General features: G+C 62.9%; 16 protein-coding genes. 7 read left to right on the forward strand and 9 right to left on the reverse strand.

Annotation, left to right across the window (positions count from 1 at the left end):
• Window positions 1-24: 24 nt before the first annotated feature.
• From DXY04_RS03955 to rpmI, 3 genes are read right to left on the reverse strand one after another with little or no spacing between them, the layout of a single operon-like run.
• The gene (locus tag DXY04_RS03955; protein WP_115161064.1) at window positions 25-543 is read right to left on the reverse strand and encodes a hypothetical protein; all 519 of its coding nucleotides are present in this window, start codon (window positions 541-543) and stop codon (window positions 25-27) included.
• An 11-nt stretch (window positions 544-554) separates the two neighbouring features.
• Window positions 555-902 carry a 50S ribosomal protein L20 gene (rplT, locus tag DXY04_RS03960; protein ID WP_011363098.1) on the reverse strand — a complete coding sequence of 116 codons (348 nt, stop codon included), beginning with the start codon at window positions 900-902 and terminating at the stop codon, window positions 555-557.
• Window positions 903-958: 56 nt separating this feature from the next.
• On the reverse strand, window positions 959-1,156 hold the full coding sequence (gene rpmI / locus DXY04_RS03965) for a 50S ribosomal protein L35 (RefSeq protein ID WP_006852081.1): 198 nt from the start codon (window positions 1,154-1,156) through the stop codon (window positions 959-961).
• A gap of 57 nt (window positions 1,157-1,213) precedes the next feature.
• Here rpmI and DXY04_RS03970 point away from each other — a divergent pair, with 57 nt between their 5' ends.
• Genes DXY04_RS03970 through DXY04_RS12425 form a run of 4 tightly spaced genes read left to right on the forward strand, consistent with a single transcriptional unit; the run spans window position 1,214 to window position 5,364 of the window.
• The gene (locus DXY04_RS03970) at window positions 1,214-2,773 is read left to right on the forward strand and encodes a SpoIID/LytB domain-containing protein (protein WP_115161065.1); all 1,560 of its coding nucleotides are present in this window, start codon (window positions 1,214-1,216) and stop codon (window positions 2,771-2,773) included.
• Between the two features lie 24 nt (window positions 2,774-2,797).
• Window positions 2,798-4,117, forward strand: coding sequence for a glycosyltransferase family 2 protein (locus DXY04_RS03975; protein ID WP_115161066.1), 1,320 nt, complete (start codon window positions 2,798-2,800; stop codon window positions 4,115-4,117).
• A complete protein-coding gene (locus tag DXY04_RS03980; RefSeq protein WP_244278564.1) occupies window positions 4,117-4,980 on the forward strand; it encodes an exo-alpha-sialidase in 864 nt (287 codons plus the stop codon). The genes DXY04_RS03975 and DXY04_RS03980 overlap by 1 nt, the downstream gene beginning before the upstream one ends.
• Before the next feature lie 24 nt (window positions 4,981-5,004).
• Window positions 5,005-5,364 carry a sialidase family protein gene (locus DXY04_RS12425; protein ID WP_244278565.1) on the forward strand — a complete coding sequence of 120 codons (360 nt, stop codon included), beginning with the start codon at window positions 5,005-5,007 and terminating at the stop codon, window positions 5,362-5,364.
• 28 nt (window positions 5,365-5,392) lie between these two features.
• Here the strand turns inward: DXY04_RS12425 and DXY04_RS03985 are convergent, their stop codons facing one another.
• The 5 genes from DXY04_RS03985 to tig form a co-directional block, all read right to left on the reverse strand.
• Window positions 5,393-7,300: a DNA polymerase III subunit gamma/tau gene (locus DXY04_RS03985; protein WP_115161067.1), complete on the reverse strand. Its 1,908-nt coding sequence runs from the start codon at window positions 7,298-7,300 to the stop codon at window positions 5,393-5,395.
• A gap of 23 nt (window positions 7,301-7,323) precedes the next feature.
• Entirely contained in the window at window positions 7,324-7,962 is a 639-nt protein-coding gene (locus DXY04_RS03990; RefSeq protein ID WP_115161068.1) for a lecithin retinol acyltransferase family protein, read from the reverse strand.
• A 4-nt stretch (window positions 7,963-7,966) separates the two neighbouring features.
• Window positions 7,967-9,316, reverse strand: a complete 1,350-nt coding sequence (clpX, locus tag DXY04_RS03995; RefSeq protein WP_115161069.1) for an ATP-dependent protease ATP-binding subunit ClpX — start codon at window positions 9,314-9,316, stop codon at window positions 7,967-7,969.
• A gap of 90 nt (window positions 9,317-9,406) precedes the next feature.
• The gene (gene clpP / locus DXY04_RS04000; protein ID WP_038551825.1) at window positions 9,407-10,081 is read right to left on the reverse strand and encodes an ATP-dependent Clp endopeptidase proteolytic subunit ClpP; all 675 of its coding nucleotides are present in this window, start codon (window positions 10,079-10,081) and stop codon (window positions 9,407-9,409) included.
• 43 nt (window positions 10,082-10,124) lie between these two features.
• Window positions 10,125-11,534, reverse strand: coding sequence for a trigger factor (gene tig / locus DXY04_RS04005; RefSeq protein WP_115161070.1), 1,410 nt, complete (start codon window positions 11,532-11,534; stop codon window positions 10,125-10,127).
• Window positions 11,535-11,691: 157 nt separating this feature from the next.
• Here tig and DXY04_RS04010 point away from each other — a divergent pair, with 157 nt between their 5' ends.
• Genes DXY04_RS04010 through DXY04_RS04020 form a run of 3 tightly spaced genes read left to right on the forward strand, consistent with a single transcriptional unit; the run spans window position 11,692 to window position 15,717 of the window.
• Window positions 11,692-12,714: an aspartate-semialdehyde dehydrogenase gene (locus DXY04_RS04010; RefSeq protein WP_115161071.1), complete on the forward strand. Its 1,023-nt coding sequence runs from the start codon at window positions 11,692-11,694 to the stop codon at window positions 12,712-12,714.
• Window positions 12,714-13,622, forward strand: a complete 909-nt coding sequence (gene dapA, locus DXY04_RS04015; RefSeq protein ID WP_115161072.1) for a 4-hydroxy-tetrahydrodipicolinate synthase — start codon at window positions 12,714-12,716, stop codon at window positions 13,620-13,622. Before DXY04_RS04010 ends, dapA begins: the two co-directional genes overlap by 1 nt.
• 52 nt (window positions 13,623-13,674) lie before the next feature.
• Window positions 13,675-15,717, forward strand: a complete 2,043-nt coding sequence (locus DXY04_RS04020; RefSeq protein ID WP_115161073.1) for a ribonuclease J — start codon at window positions 13,675-13,677, stop codon at window positions 15,715-15,717.
• Here the strand turns inward: DXY04_RS04020 and DXY04_RS04025 are convergent.
• A complete protein-coding gene (locus DXY04_RS04025) occupies window positions 15,703-16,488 on the reverse strand; it encodes a hypothetical protein (protein WP_115161074.1) in 786 nt (261 codons plus the stop codon). The genes DXY04_RS04020 and DXY04_RS04025 overlap by 15 nt on opposite strands.
• Window positions 16,489-16,490 lie beyond the last annotated feature (2 nt).

The following is a 16,490-nucleotide window of genomic DNA, read 5'->3' on the forward strand; positions in this document are numbered from 1 at the left end:
GGTTCTTAGGGCAACTGAAAGAACTCAGCCGTTCCGACGCTTGAGTTTTTTCAGTCCTTTCTTTGCGGTGGTGTTGTCGGGTTCCAGTTGAAGCGTCTTCTCGTAGAGGGAAATCGCTTCAGCATCCTTCAGCAGCTTTTCCTGGGCGAAAGCCAGGTTGTTGAGGGCGACGGGGTAGTCCGCTTTCGCCTTCAGGGCGAGTTTGTAGTGCTTGGTGGCACCGGAGTAATCCTTTTGTGCGGCCAAGGCAAAGCCAAGCGCATTTTCGATCAGCGCACGGGCTTCATCCGGCTCACCACTCAGGCGTTTCAGGGCCTGCTTCAAGGTTGCAGCCGCCTGCGGGTACAACCGCTTGCGCAACTGAACGGATCCGAGTTCGTAGAGGTCTGACGCCTGTCGTGACGAGGCCGTGTCGGATTTTTCGAGCTCAATCAGGCGTGCTTCATCGCGACGCACGCGCAAAAATTGCCGGCCCACCACCACCGCAACGATGGCAAGCAGGCCGACCAGGCCCAGCAGGTAGGTCTGGGGCAGCAGGTTCACGGTTGGAAAATTCAGCTCTTGGCTGCAGCCACGACGTTGGTGAAGCTGCCGGGGTCAACGACCGCCAGCTGAGCCAGCATCTTGCGGTTCAGGCGCACATCGGCCTTCTTGAGACCGCCCATCAGACGGCTGTAGCTCACACCATTCAGGCGGGCTGCGGCGTTGATGCGGGCAATCCAGAGGCGACGGAAATCGCGCTTGCGACGACGACGATCGCGGTAGGCATTGCAGAGGGCTTTCATCACCCGCTGGTTTGCTGTACGGAACAGGGTTCCGTTGCCACCACGGAAGCCACGGGCCAGCCGCAGGATTTTGTTGCGGCGTTTACGGGCGACGTTGCCTCTCTTGACGCGGGCCATGAGGTTGGAAGGGTTGGATCAGGTCTTGTTGAACGGTCTCGTCTGAGCAGCTGTGCTCAGGCGTAGGGCATCATCAGGGTCACGCGCTCTTCATCGGTGCGGTCCACCACGGCCTTGGTGGCCAGATGACGCTTCTGCTTGGGGGTTTTGTGGTCCAGCAGGTGGTTCCGGAAAGCGCGACGACGCAGAAATTTGCCAGTGCCGGTTGCTTTGAACCGCTTCGCGGCAGCTTTGCGGGTCTTCAGCTTGGGCATTGGTCTGCTCGTTCGGACACAAACGTCAACAATACGTCCCGACGTGCCCCCCGCTGAATGATTCGGCTCCTGACGCTCACATTGCTGCTCTGCATGGGACTGGGCTGCCGCGCCCGTGAGCAGGCTGATTCTCTCCAACCCACTGTGACTGAGCCCACTCTGGTGGAAGCGGTTCAGCGGGCGACGCACCGTTCCGTCGCTGACCCACCGCGGGTTGAAGGTCATGAACCGGTGCTCTGGGTGGCCTTGGCGGATCATCTCGGTGCTGCGGAAACAGCAGCTCCTTTGAATCTGCGGGCCTTTGCTGGCTCGCTCAGCCTTCGCGATGCCACCGGGGAGCAAGGCATTGATTCAGGGTTCGTGATCAGCTGGCGAAGCGTGCCTTTGGACCGTCCGCTGCCGTTGGCCCGCCGGATCGCAGGTCCCTATGCCAGTTTTGAGTCGGCGGATCGTGTCGCCTCCCGCTGGCGAGACCTAGGGGTTGCAGCTGAGGTGGCCCATCCCAAGGAATGGGAGGTGTGGGCGCCGGAAGGTTCTCCTGTGCCCGAGGGTCTGGCCGTTCGCGATTGGCAAGGCACCGTCACCAGCACCGTCCAACCGGTGCTGCAGACGCCGGAGGGGGGACGCCCCCTGCAGGGACCTCTTCTGATTGAGGCCTCGGATGGGTTGCTCTGGGCTGGTGGACGTTTTGAGGGGCCCTTCCGCTTGCAACGGGATGCCTACGGCAGCTGGACGCTGGTGGAGCAGGTGCCGGTGGAGCGCTACCTCGAGGGGGTGGTGCCCCATGAGATCGGTGCGGGTTCACCGATGGCGGCGTTGCAGGCCCAGACTGTTTTGGCGCGCACCTGGGCTTTGGCTAACAGCCATCGCTTCAGCATTGATGGCTATCACCTCTGCAGCGACACCCAGTGTCAGGTCTACAGCGATCCCCGCCATGCGGGAGCTGCTGTGCGTGAGGCGATTGCGGCCACCCAGGGCAAGTTGCTCAGCCTGAACAACCGGCCAATCAGCGCGGTGTATCACGCCACCAATGGCGGGGTGATGGCTGCCGGTCCGGAAGCCTGGGCCATGCAGCCCACCACTTATTTGCGTGCAAAGCCGGATGGGGATGAGGGCTGGAGCAACCGTCATCCCTTGCCCTTGCAGCAGCGCAATGCGGTGGAAGCGTTGCTGGCGGATCGCAGCGGGGCCTATGGCCAGCGCCACCCCCGCTTCCGCTGGACGCGAATCCTTTCGGGTCCGACCTTGCGTCAGGCCCTCGGAGCCGCCGCAGACCCGCTGGTTTCGCCTTTGCAATTGAAGGTGCTGGAGCGGGGTGCCAGCGGCCGGGTGCTGGCCTTGCAGATCTCAGGCAGCAGCGACGCCGTTCCGGTCACCCTAAAGTTGGATGCCATTCGTCGCACCCTTCGCACTCTGCCCAGCACCCTGTTCGTCTTGGAGCCTCAGGGGGCAGAACGCTGGTTGGTGGTGGGTGGTGGCTTTGGCCATGGCGCCGGTTTGTCACAAGCTGGAGCCATTGATCTGGCCTGGCGTGGCTGGCCCGTGGAGCGGATCTTGAGCCATTACTACCCAGGGACTGTCTACGGCCCACTCTCAACACTGGTGCAGTCGCCTTAAAGTCCTTCCCACCTGGGCAGCTGGATGAGCTCGAACGCCACATCGGGTGATCACCGTCGGGTGAAATCGGCAGCGTTTCTGTTTGCCTGTGGATGTGCTGGTGCTGCTCCCCACTGGCTCGACTCCGCCCGTTCGCTCTGGCCGGCCATCAGCCTTGCCCTGATGCTTGGAGGCTATGGCCTCCGTTCCGTGATGCGTGGGCAGCTGACGCGTGGGTCATCGGAGTCCGTGCCAACGATCGATCCGGCCAAACTTCCCAGCCTTGATGTGGTGGTTGCGGCCCGCGATGAAGAGGCGGTGGTGCCGCGTTTGGTGGAACGGCTCACATCTCTTCGTTATCCGTCGGGCCAACTCACCACTTGGGTGATCGACGACGGCAGTCTTGATCGGACGCCTGCGTTGCTCGACGATCTGGCCACCCGGCACCCGGGACTCAATGTGATCCATCGCCAGCGCAATGCCGGTGGTGGCAAGTCGGGTGCGCTCAACACAGCCTTGAGCCGGCTCAAGGGTGACTGGCTGCTGGTGCTTGACGCGGATGCTCAATTGCAGGACGACCTGCTCGAGCGTCTTGTCCCCTACGCCCTGGATGGTGGTTGGTCGGCGGTGCAGCTGCGCAAGGCCGTGATTGATGCCGATCGCAATTGGTTGACGCGATCCCAGGCGATGGAAATGGCTCTGGATGCGGTGATCCAGTCAGGCCGCCTGGCCAATGCAGGCGTGGCCGAACTGCGGGGGAACGGACAGCTGATCAAACGCTCCGTGCTCGAGTCCAGTGGTGGTTTCAACGAAGACACCGTCACCGATGACCTGGATCTCAGCTTTCGTCTTCTGACCCACGGAGCTTTGGTTGGGTTGTTGTGGGACCCTCCGGTCCAGGAAGAGGCGGTACCCGGTCTTCAGGCCTTGTGGAAACAACGGCAGCGCTGGGCGGAAGGTGGCTTGCAACGCTTCTTCGATTACTGGCCGGTGCTCACCTCAGCGCAGTTGAGTCTTCGCCAGCGCTGGGATCTGACGGCCTTTTTTCTGCTCCAGTACGCCTTGCCGGTGGTGTCCTTCGCTGATCTGGGCACGGCTCTGATCACCCGAAGCGTGCCGGTCTACTGGCCCTTGTCTTTGGTGGCGTTCAGCGTGTCGGGTCTGGCCTATTGGCGCGGATGTCGCGATGGCAGTGAAGGGCCGGCGATTCCCTCAGCGAGCTTGTCCAATCTCCTTGTCGCAATTGCCTACCTGGGCCACTGGTTTGTGGTGATTCCCTGGGTGACATTGCGGATGTCACTCCTCCCCAAACGCCTGGTCTGGGCCAAAACCAGCCATGGTCAGGACCAGCCCGTCCAGGTCTGATGGCTCCGCCCTTTTCGTTGTTCGATCAGGCGGAGGATCGCTTTGAGGATTTGGCTTGGGGCCAGGTTCTTGTCACCCCCTTTGAGCTGGGGGCTTGGGCGTTGCTGGAGCCGATGGGGGAGCAAAACCATGCGCCCCAGTTGTGTTGGATCCGGTCCGATCTGTTGGGCTGTGTCTGGATGGCAGGCAGTGGAGAGGGCACCGCTGGGATGTCGGTGTTTCTGTCTCTATTGGGGGCTGAGGGCGGAGGTTGGTCGGAACCGCAGCGGATTTCCCGAGATCAGGAGCGGTCGGAGCAGAACCCCTTGCTGTTCGTCTCTGACGGTTGTTTGCACCTGATTCATTCGGCCCAATTGGTTCGCGATCCAGAGGATCGCGCTGCTGTCGACGCATCCAGCAGCTTTTCCATGCAGTGGACAGCTGTGCTCCGGCATCAGTGGCTGGCGCTGGACGGCCTCGATCCTTCCGAATCTGAGACCTGGTCGGCCGAGGCATGGTCGACTCCCGTTGACCTGTTTGACGATCCCGCCTTCTGCCGAAATCCCCCCTATCCCCTGGAGAACGGCCAGTGGTTGTTGCCGATCTACCGCAGCCTGGAAGCGGGCGGGGCCTTTGGTCACGACCACAGCGAGATGGTGCGTTTGGATCCGTCTGGTCAGTGTCTGGACAAGCCGTTTGGCATTCCAGACAGCACTGGCAGGGTGCATGGCTCCGTCGTTGCCTCGCGCGATGGCGAGCAATTGATCCAGTTCTTTCGCAGTCGCCTCGCGGATCAGATCTACCGAAGTGTGAGTTCAGATGACGGTCACACCTGGTCAGCTCCGGAGCCCACTCAGCTGCCCAATAACAACAGCTCTATCTAGGCCTGTCGTTTGGCGAGTGGGCGATTGGCGATGATTTTCAACCGCTTTGGCTTTGCGCCGGATCCGGCCGCGTCGGGGGAGCCGCCGGAGTGGGGGGAGGCCCGTTGGCCGCTAACCCGATGGCCGTTGTCGATCGCTATCAGCGATGACGACGGCCTGAATTGGCCGTGGATTCGCGACATCGATACCGGTTTCGGCTTTTGTGGGCCGATGAATTGGGACCTCAATGGGCAATTGGCCTACCCAACCCTGATCGAGGGGCAGCCCGGTGAGCTGCATGTGGCTTATTCCTGGGCGGGGCGTCAAGCCATTCGCTACGTCACGCTGCGTGAACAGGAGGTGATTGGGTACGACCCTGCCGCCACTCCCTTTGGTTCGTTCTGACGTCAGCCGAATCCATCAACTGATCGCATCAACTGAGTTCATCAACGTCGAGCACCTGACCATTGAAGAAGTCCGCCAGGTTGCGGGCCTGACGATCCAGGCCTGACGGCGGGCTTGGTTGAGGGCTGGATTCGGCTGTGGGTGGAGTTGGTTTCGGCTCGATCGGTTCGGGTTGGGTGCGCGGCAGTTCCGGTGCAACTGCCGGTGCCGGTGCTGGTGCCGGTGTTGCTGGGGGGGCCGGGATCGGTGCAGCCGTGGGTGCTGGTGTTGGCGCCGGTGTTGGCGCGATTGGTGTTGGCGCGATTGGTGGTGGAGTGATTGGTGGTGGAGTGATTGAGGGTGTTGCGACCGGAGCTGTTGCCATCGCAGGTGGCATGGCGCTGTTGCTGGCCTCCAGCACCAGCTGCCTCGAGCCTCCAAGCGCTTTGGCCACGGCCTGTTCCAGCAGGGATGCCCGGCTCTGCACCATCCCCATCCAGTTGCCTGCCACCTGAACAACGGCGCGGTTGGCATCAAGGCGCACCAGTTGGGCCTGCTGCGACAGCAGCATCCGGGTGGAGGGCAGTTCGAGGCTGCCCAGGATCTGTTGCCATAGCTCGGGCAGGTTTGTGCTGGCTGCCGGTGCAGGGGTGGAGACCGTCGGCAGTTCCGGCGATGGAGCTGGGGCGGGGGCAGGTTTTGGGCTGGGGGCCTCGATTGCTGGGGCTGCTGCAGGTGCTGCGGCGGAATCCGTGGGAGCAGGAGGGGCGACTGGCGTTGTCGGTGGGCTTCCTGTTGCTGCCGGTTGCGTTGTCGCTGGTTGTCTTGGGGCCGGAGCAGTGGCTGTGCTCTGAGCCGCCACCGGTTCCGCCAGCAACCCCAAAAGCAGCACTTCCAGCCACAGGCGCGGCTGCACGCTTTGGCGCAGTTGTTGCTCGGTGCCGCGCAGTTGGGCCTGCCATTGCAGCAAGCGGGCCCGGCCGATGGCCTTGGCGAGGGCGGGCAGCTGCTCGCGGAACTGGGGCGACACGCTGGTGAGTTCCAGTCGGTCTGGAGCGGCCGCCATCAACACCAGATCCCGCAGCATCCCGGCCAGACCCTGCAGCACGGCCCCGGGATCCCGGCCCCGGTCCAGCAGGTTGCGGGTGGCCTCCAGCAGCTGCACAGGTTCGGCGCTGCTCATGGCCCCCACCAGTTCCAACAGCTCCTGTTCGGGGACTGCCCCCAGCAGATCCCACACCGCAGCGGCTTCGATCGGCGGCGGCAGCAGGCTCAGCTGATCCAGCAGGCTTTCCGCATCCCGCAGGCCTCCCTGGGAACGCTGGGCCACCACATGAATGGCCTCAGGCTTGATTTCGATCGCTTCCTGTTCGGCGATCCAGCTCAGATGTTTGTTGAGGGCATCCAGAGGAATGCGCCTGAAATCAAAGCGTTGACAACGGCTCAGGATCGTCGGCAGCACCCGTTGCGGGTCGGTGGTGGCGAGCACGAACACCACCTGCGGCGGTGGCTCCTCCAGGGTTTTCAGCAGGGCGTTGAACGCTGCGGTGGAGAGCATGTGGCACTCGTCCACCACGTACACCTTCCAGCGGGCCTGCACCGGTGCGAAGCGAGAGCGTTCGATCAGCTCGCGGATGTTGTCGACGCCGGTGTTGGAGGCGGCATCAATCTCGATCACATCCAGAGCCGTGCCGGCAGCGATCGTTGTGCAGAGCTCGCAGGTGCCGCAGGGCTCTGGGGTTGGCCCTTCGCTGTTCAGGCAGTTGAGCGAGCGGGCCAGGATGCGGGCGCTGGAGGTTTTGCCGGTGCCGCGGGGGCCACTGAACAGATAGGCCGGGGCAATTCGATTGCTGGTGAGGGCGTGGCCCAGGGTGGCGGCAATTGCCTCCTGTCCCACCAGCTGATCAAGGCGCTGGGGCCGGTATTTGTGATGCAGCGGCTGGTAGGCCGAACTCATGCGCCGCGAGCGTTGAGAGGAGATTACTCAGAGGAATCTGAGCCTGGAAGGGCGGGGTGCTGCTGGAGCAGCGCATCAATCCGTTGTTTCAGGTCTTCGACGGCGGCCAGTTCATCGGCCAGGCTCTGGCCCGTGAGCAACAGCCGGCGATCGGTGCCCTCTCCTGCCCGTTCAAGCAGACCCTCCAACTTGTGCAGCAGCGAGAGGCGCAGGCGTTCCAGCTTCTCCACACCTCGCCTGGCCATGGCGCGGGCGTCGTCATCGAGCAGGCCCCGTTGCACCAGGACCTCCAAGCCCCGCATCAGCGCCGAAGGCATCAGCCCGCTCCAGTGGCGGGCCCGCTCCAGCACGGAGTCCACCTGGCCACTGCGATGACGTCCGGTTTTGCACCAGGTGGCGAAGTGCTCGCAGTTGTTGAACAGCAGGTTGTAGTCCTGTTCCCCCAGGCGCCCCATGGCCCGGCGCAGGGTCACACCCTGCGGAGACGCCTCGACGTAGTTGATCACCCGCAGCGGTTGCCCCTGGCTGAACTCCTCCAAGGAGCTGCGCAGGATCTCACGCCCTTCCAGATAGTGGGCGATGGTTCCGTCGCCTAGATCGATGCCGTGGTGGTTGAAGAAGCCGTGCTGACGCGGCACCTCCAGGTGGTCAGCGGCAGCCAAAACTTCAGGCGGTCTTCTGTTGTTCCGTGCCAGGCAGGGGCAGCACCTTGCCACCCGTGTGTTCCTCCACCATCGCCCGGGTGACGGTGAACTCCTTCACCGATGTCTGCGATGGCAGGTCGTACATCAGGTCCAGCATCAGCTCCTCAACGATGCCGCGCAGGGCGCGGGCCCCGGTCTTGCGCCGGTGCGCCTCCTGGGCGATCGCCTCGATGGCGTCATCGGCGAATTGCAGTTGCACGTTGTCCATGCTCAGCAGGGTGCGGAACTGCTTCACCAGAGCATCTCGGGGTTCGGTGAGAATCGATTGCAGGGCGCTTTCGTCCAGGGGCTCCAGCACGGCACTCACCGGCATCCGCCCGATGAACTCGGGGATCAGGCCATAGCGCACCAGATCATCCGGCTCCAGGTGCCGCAGCACCTGGGCGGCCTGAAGGTCGCGGTTGGCGCGGCTGCGTCCACGGCCGTCGCTGGGCATGAAGCCGATGGCATTGCGGCCCATGCGTTTCTGCACCACGTCGTCTAGACCGACGAAGGCACCACCGCAGATGAACAGTATCTGGCTGGTGTCGATCTGGATGCAGTCCTGATAAGGGTGCTTGCGCCCTCCCTGGGGCGGCACGTTGGCCACCGTGCCCTCCAGCATTTTCAGCAGGGCCTGCTGCACACCTTCCCCGGACACATCCCTCGTGATTGAGGGGTTCTCGCTCTTGCGGGCGATCTTGTCGATTTCATCGATGTAGATGATCCCCCGTTGGGCCTGCTCCACATCCATGTCGGCCTTCTGCAGCAGCCGCAGCAGGATGTTTTCCACGTCTTCACCCACGTAGCCCGCTTCGGTGAGGGTGGTGGCATCGGCCACGGCGAAGGGAACGTCCAGCATTTCGGCCAGGGTCTGGGCCAACAGCGTCTTGCCGCAGCCGGTGGGTCCGACCAGCAGGATGTTGCTCTTGTGCAGCCGGGTTGCCGTTTCCTCGGTTTCGCCCTGGCCATCTCCCTGCCAGGCCAGACGTTTGTAGTGGTTGTAGACCGCCACCGACATCACCTTTTTGGCCGCGTCCTGGCCGACCACCTGCTGGTCCAGGAAGCTCTTGATGTCCTGGGGCCTTGGAATGGAAGCCAAGGTCGGGGCCGGCTTGCTGCTCTTGCGGGCGGCTGGGGTGGCCTTTCGGCTCGGCTCATGGCTGTGGCGTGGGTTGCCCTGCCCATCCACCAGCTCTTCATCCAGGATCTCGTTGCAGAGATCGATGCATTCGTCGCAGATGTAAACGCCAGGTCCGGCGATCAGCTTGCGCACCTGGTCCTGGGATTTCCCACAGAACGAACACTTCAGATGGGCGTCGAACTTGGCCATCGAACGCTGGGCACCACGCAGGAGAACAACTCAGGAATCAACCGATGGGGTCTCCCTGAACACACAGGATCGAGAACGGAAGGGCGTCTGTCAGCCCTCCGTAATGATTCCTCCGTCCCCGGAACTGTCCACCACGCGATCGATCAGGCCGTATTCAACCGCTTCTGCCGGAGAAAGGAAGTAGTCGCGGTCGGTGTCTTCCGAGATCTTGTCGAGCGGCTGGCCGGTGTGATCCGCCATCAACCCGTTCAGGGTTTCCTTGAGATACAGGATTTCCTTGGCCTGGATCTCGATGTCCACTGCCTGCCCCTGGGCGCCACCAAGGGGTTGGTGAATCATGATCCGGGCATTCGGCAAGGCGAGTCGCTTGCCTTTGGTGCCTCCGGAGAGCAGGAAGGCACCCATGCTGGCGGCGAGGCCGTAGCAGATGGTCACCACGTCAGGGGCGACCTGCTGCATCGTGTCGTAGATCGCCAGACCAGCTGTGACTGACCCTCCCGGGGAGTTGATGTAGATCTGAATGTCCTTTTCGGGATCCTCGGCTTCGAGGAACAGCATCTGCGCCACCAGGGCATCGGCAACGGCGTCATCCACGCCGGTGCCAAGGAAGATGATCCGCTCCCGCAGCAGGCGGGAATAAATGTCGAAGGCGCGGTCGCCGCGACCGGACTGTTCCACAACCGTGGGCAGCGGCCCCGGTGCCGAGACGGGCATGGCGGCCCGCCAGCGGTTCTGGATGGGGTGGTGACTGCGGGCGTCGATCACGCGATCGGTATGCGGTGAAGTTGGGCCAATCTATGGGCGTTGCTCAGTCCTTGGCGTCCGCCTTGGACTTGCTCTTGGCCGTGGTCTTCTCGGCGGTGGGCTTTTTCTTGGCTGCAGGCTTGCTGTCATCCGCAGCCGGTGCCTTTTCGGTGAGGATGCTGTTCTCCTCGAGCCAGCCCATCAGACGATCCTGCATCAGGTCGTCCATCACGGCCTGACGCAGGCGCTCGGGATCGATCTTGGCGTCGGCGGAGAGCTCTTTCTTCACCTCCTTGATCTTGGCGTCCACGTCCTTGTCGTCGAGCTTGATGTCCTCCGTTTCAGCCAGTGCGGTGAGGGCAAAACTGCGGCGCAGACGCTCTTCCGCCTCAGGGCGGGAGTTCTGCATCAGGTTGCGCACCAGATCGGGAGTGAACAGTGATTTCACATCCATGCCCTGCTGGGCGAACTGGGCTGCGGTCTGCTCCAGCAGGTTGCGGCTTTCCTGTTGGATCAGGGCTTCCGGCAGCTCCACCTCCAGCTGCTCCACCAGGGCGGCGACGAGGGCATCGCGGCGGTTGCTGGTCTGACGGCGTTCGGCGTCGTCCTTGAGCCGCTGCTCCAGATCTTTGCGCAGGTCCGCCAGGGTCTCCTGTTCGCTGGCCTGCTTGGCGAATTCGTCGTCCAGCTCGGGCAGTTCGCGGGTCTTGAGGTCCTTCAGCTCGATCTCGAAGGCGGCCTTACGTCCGCGGGCGTCCTCCTTCGGGTAGTCATCAGGGAACTGGCAATCCACGGTTTTGGTCTCGCCGACCTTCATGCCGATGACCCCTTCGATGAAGCCGGGGATCATCCGGCCGTTTTCCAGGTCCACATCCATCGAATCGGCGCTGCCGCCCTCGATCTCGCTGCCGTCATCGCTGTAGGTGCCTTTGAAGCCGAGCACAGCGATGTCGCCGTTCTTGGCGGCACGACCTTCCACCGGAACGACCGTGGCCATCTGCTTGCGGGAGTCCTCAAGCATCGCGTCGACCCGTGAGGCGTCGTAGGCGACGGTTTCGAATTCCGCCTTCAGGCCCTTGGTGGTTTTGAGCTTCGGCGTCGGGGCGACGTCGGCTTCCAGGGTGAAGGTGAGTTCCTTGCCGGGCTCAAAGCTCTCCAGCAGACCGTCGAAACCACTGCTCAGATCAGGTTGACTGATCGGTTCCAGCGATTCCTGCTTGATGGCGTCACGCCAGGCGTTATCGATCAGCTTTTCCAGAGCCGTGGCTTTGATCCGCACGCCACCCAGCTGCTGCACCAGCACCGTGCGCGGCACCTTGCCCTTGCGGAAGCCCGGCAGGTTGATGCTGCGGCTCAGGTTGGTGATGGCGTCTTCGTAACTGGTCTTGCAGCGCTCCCCAGGAACGGTGACCGTCACCGCCAGGCGGCTGCTGGGGCGGGCTTCGGTGGTCACCTTCAGGGCTGCAGCGCTCATGGGGGAAGGGAAAGGGCAGCCCAGCACTTTATGCAATCGGTGAATTCAGGCTGGATCGGTAAGCTGAGCGCGTCGCTAGGCCGGCATCACGTTCTCTACGTAGTGATGTCGGATCTGAGAAACGACGGGTTTTCGTTCAGATCGTTCACTCCACCGCTTGTCTTCGACACTTCCCAATCGCGCTCTCAATGTTGCTGTTCTCGGTGCCAGCGGTGCTGTTGGCCAGGAACTGCTGCTGTTGCTTGAAGAGCGCCGTTTCCCAGTTGGCGAGCTGAAACTGTTGGCGTCGGCCCGTTCGGCCGGCCAGAATCAAACCTGGAACGGCCGCACCCTCACGGTGGAAGAGGTCTCGGCCCAATCCTTTGAAGGGGTCGATCTGGTGCTGGCGTCGGCCGGTGGTTCTGTGTCAAAGCAGTGGCGCGAAGCGATCACCGCTGCCGGTGCGGTGATGGTGGATAACTCCAGTGCTTTCCGGATGGAGGACGGTGTGCCGCTGGTGGTGCCCGAGGTCAATCCCGATGCGGCCTTCGCCCACAAGGGCGTGATCGCCAATCCAAACTGCACAACGATCCTGCTCACCCTGGCTTTGGCTCCTTTGGCAGCCAAGCGGGCGATGCGCCGGGTGGTGGTGAGCACCTATCAATCCGCCAGTGGTGCCGGTGCCCGGGCCATGGAAGAGCTGAAAAACTTGTCGCAGACGGTGCTGGATGGCGGCACTCCGAAGGGAGAGGTGCTGCCTTACTCCCTGGCGTTCAACCTCTTTCTGCACAACTCTCCCCTGCAAGCCAATGGCTATTGCGAGGAGGAGATGAAGATGGTGAACGAGACCCGCAAAATCATGGGTCTGCCGGATCTGCGCTTCACCGCTACCTGCGTGCGGGTGCCCGTGCTGCGGGCCCATTCGGAAGCCGTGAACATCGAGTTTGAGTCTCCCTTCCCGGTTGATGAGGCACGTGAGTTGCTGGCGGCGGCCCCCGGTTTGGAGTTGATTGACGACCCGGCGGCGAACCGTTTCCCGATGCCGACGGATGTGACCGGTCGAGACCCGGTGGCGATCGGCCGGATCCGTCAGGACATCAGTGATGCCAATGCTCTGGAGCTCTGGCTTTGTGGGGACCAGATCCGCAAGGGAGCGGCGCTTAACGCTGTTCAGATTGCAGAACTGTTGATCGAGAAGTAATGACCCAGGCCGCCACCCTCTCGCCAACGCCCTTCGGCCGTGTGGTCACCGCGATGGTGACCCCTTTTGATGCCAGCGGTGCTGTGGATCTCAGTGTTGCCGCAAACCTGGCCCGGCATCTTGTGGATCAGGGATCCGATGGATTACTGGTGTGCGGCACCACCGGTGAATCGCCGACCCTCAGCTGGGACGAGCAGTTGCAACTGCTGCAGGCCGTTCGTGATGCCGTGGGCGGTAACGCCAAGGTGTTGGCGGGCACGGGCAGCAACTGCACAGCCGAAGCGGTGGAGGCCACCAAGGAAGCGGCGGCGGCCGGTGCCGATGGCGCTCTCGTTGTGGTGCCCTACTACAACAAGCCTCCCCAGGAGGGTCTGGAGGCCCATTTCCGGGCCATCGCTGGAGCGGCACCTGAGCTGCCGTTGATGCTTTACAACATCCCTGGCCGCACCGGTTGCAGCATCGCCCCGGCCACGGTGGCCCGGCTGATGGACTGCCCCAATGTGGTGAGTTTCAAGGCCGCCAGCGGCACCACGGAAGAGGTCACGGCCTTGAGGCTGGCCTGCGGTCCGCAGTTGGCGATTTACAGCGGTGACGACGGCCTCACCCTGCCGATGCTTGCGGTGGGTGCCGTGGGCGTCGTGAGTGTGGGCAGCCATGTGGCGGGCCCTGAGATTCGCGCCATGATCGAGGCCTATCTGAACGGCGATGGTGCCTCCGCACTCGCCCTGCACGACGCGTTGATTCCCCTGTTCAAGGCCCTGTTCGCCACCACCAATCCGATTCCCGTCAAGGCTGCCCTGGAACTCAATGGCTGGTCTGTCGGTGCGCCCCGTCCGCCCCTGTGCCCTCTCTCTGACGACATGAAACGTTCGCTCTCCACCGCCATGGCCGCCCTCCGTCAGACCTAGCCCGGTCCGGCTTATCGGCTCACGCAACTCGTTCTTTTACCCATCGTTTTTCATGGCCAACAACGCGCGATCCAGCAAGGGTCAGGAGCCCTGCCTTCGGGTGATTCCCCTGGGTGGTCTTCACGAAATCGGCAAGAACACCTGTGTGTTCGAGTACGGCGATGACCTGATGCTGGTGGATGCCGGTCTGGCCTTCCCCAGTGACGGCATGCACGGGGTGAATGTGGTGCTGCCCGACACCAGCTTCCTGCGCGAGAACCAGAAGCGGATCCGCGGCATGATCGTCACTCATGGTCATGAAGACCACATCGGTGGCATCGCCCATCACCTCAAGCACTTCAACATTCCGGTGATCTACGGGCCGCGGCTGGCCCTCTCGATGCTTACCGGCAAGATGGATGAGGCCGGTGTCCGCGACCGCACCACCCTGCAGACCGTCGGTCCGCGCGATGTGGTGAAGGTGGGTCAGCACTTCTCCGTGGAGTTCATCCGTAACACCCACTCGATGGCCGACAGCTTCTCGCTGGCCATCTCCACACCAGTGGGGACCGTGATTTTCACGGGTGACTTCAAGTTCGACCACACCCCGGTCGACGGCGAAAACTTCGACATGGCCCGCCTGGCTCACCACGGTGACAAGGGCGTCCTCTGTCTGTTCAGCGATTCCACCAACTCCGAGGTTCCTGGCTTCTGCCCGCCGGAGCGCTCAGTCTTCCCCAACCTGGATCGCCACATCGCCAATGCCGAAGGGCGGGTGATTGTCACCACCTTCGCCAGCTCGATTCATCGCGTGTCAATGATTCTGGAGCTGGCCCTGAAGAACGGCCGCAAGGTGGGGCTGCTGGGCCGCTCGATGCTCAACGTGATCGCCAAGGCGCGGGAACTGGGCTATATGCGCGCGCCGGATGAACTGTTTGTGCCGATCAAGCAGATCAACGATGTGCCCGATCGCGAAACCCTGCTGCTAATGACCGGCAGCCAGGGTGAGCCGCTGGCTGCCTTGAGCCGCATCTCCCGCGGTGAGCACCCCCAGGTGAAGGTGAAGACCACCGACACGATCATCTTCTCGGCCAGCCCGATCCCGGGAAACACGATTTCCGTGGTCAACACCATCGACAAGCTGATGATGCTGGGCGCCAAGGTCGTTTACGGAAAGGGCGAAGGCATCCACGTTTCCGGCCATGGCTTCCAGGAAGACCAGAAACTGATGCTGGCCCTCACCCGGCCCAAGTTCTTCGTGCCGGTGCACGGTGAGCACCGGATGCTGGTGCAGCACTCCCGCACCGGCCATGCGATGGGGGTTCCGGTCGACAACACCCTGATCATCGATAACGGTGATGTGGTGGAGCTCACTCCGGATTCGATCCGCAAAGGCAATGCGGTGAAGGCGGGCATCGAGCTGCTGGATCAATCCCGCAACGGCATCGTTGATGCCCGGGTGCTGAAGGAACGCCAGCAGCTGGCGGAAGACGGCGTGGTGACGATCCTCGCTGCCATCAGCACCGATGGCGCCATGGTGGCTCCGCCGCGGGTGAACCTGCGGGGTGTGGTCACCACAGCTGATGCCCGCAAGATGTCGTTGTGGGTGGAGCGCGAAATCAAGTGGGTGCTTGAAAACCGCTGGAAGCAGCTCTGCCGCAACACTGGTGGCAAGGCACCGGAGGTGGACTGGATGGGTGTGCAGCGTGAAGTGGAGGTGGGCCTTGGTCGCCGGATGCGCCGTGAACTGCAGGTGGAGCCGCTGATCCTCTGTCTGGTGCAGCCCGCTCCTGGTGGCACACCGGTCTACAAGGGTCGTGCCGATGCTGAGCCCGATGACCGTCCGGCTCCCCGCGGTCGCGGTGGCCGTGGCGGTGGCTCTCCCTATGGCCGTCGCAACGGCGGTGGTGGCGGTGGAACCCCCGCTCCGGTGCGGAACAACCAGGGCAACGGCCGCTCTGGCTCGGCTACCCCTGCCCCCGTGCGTGCAGCGGCGGCCACCGCAGTGGTGGAGAAAGTGGCTCCTCAGCCGGTGGCTGAAAAGGCTGCGCCGGCTTCTCCTGAGCCGGAGATGCCTGCAGGTCGTACCCGTCGTCGCCGTTCAGCGGCCAGCTGACCGGACGAAGACCCCTTTGATCCTTTCGATCAGCCCCATCGGCTCCACGGAGTCGGTGGGGCTTTTGGTTTCAGGCTGGAGTTGAACGCGGAGCCATGAGTGTTCCAAAAGCTTTGTGCCTGCAGGCTCCTGGGGTTGGGGCGCTGGCTCGATGGTGTCGAGGGGTGGTTCTTCTGCAGTGGGTTCTGGTTCCTGCTTCTGTACCTCGGCCTGTGAATTGGCTTCTGGGGTGAGCGTGGGCTGTGGACTTGGCACAGCAGCCTGGCGAGGAGCCGGAGTGGGAGAGGGATCTGGAGTTGGCATGGCCCGAGGTTCTTCGTCACTGGTCAACCACGGCATTGCGGTGACCAGATCAGCCGGTGCTGGCCTGGTTTGATCGGGATTCGTCTTCAGGAAGGGATCCTTGAGCAGATCTGGGATGGCGCCATTGGTTGCGGGCGTCGTGCCTGCTCCGCTGGCGATGTCTTCCGATTGGCAGCGCTCCAGCCCCTGTTTCGCCAGGGCTGCGATGGTGGCGTCCACGTCACCCTGCAGCACCCGTTCGTAGGAGATGGCGGCTTGTTCCGGTTGCTTGAGCCCATGCAGCTGGATGTGACCCAAGAGCAACGACACCACCGCTCGCCAGCCCAAGATCAGGCCTGGGTCGTGCTCGTTGGATGCGCTTTGGAGTTGATCCCACAACGCTGAGGTGAGGGCTTGGGCCTTGGCGTACTCCCCGAGGCCATAGGCCCGTTCCGCGGCTTGGTAGTGCTGCTCGAAATCGGCGTCCACGC

The sequence above is a fragment of the Synechococcus sp. UW86 genome (assembly GCF_900474085.1).
Taxonomy (GTDB): domain Bacteria; phylum Cyanobacteriota; class Cyanobacteriia; order PCC-6307; family Cyanobiaceae; genus Parasynechococcus.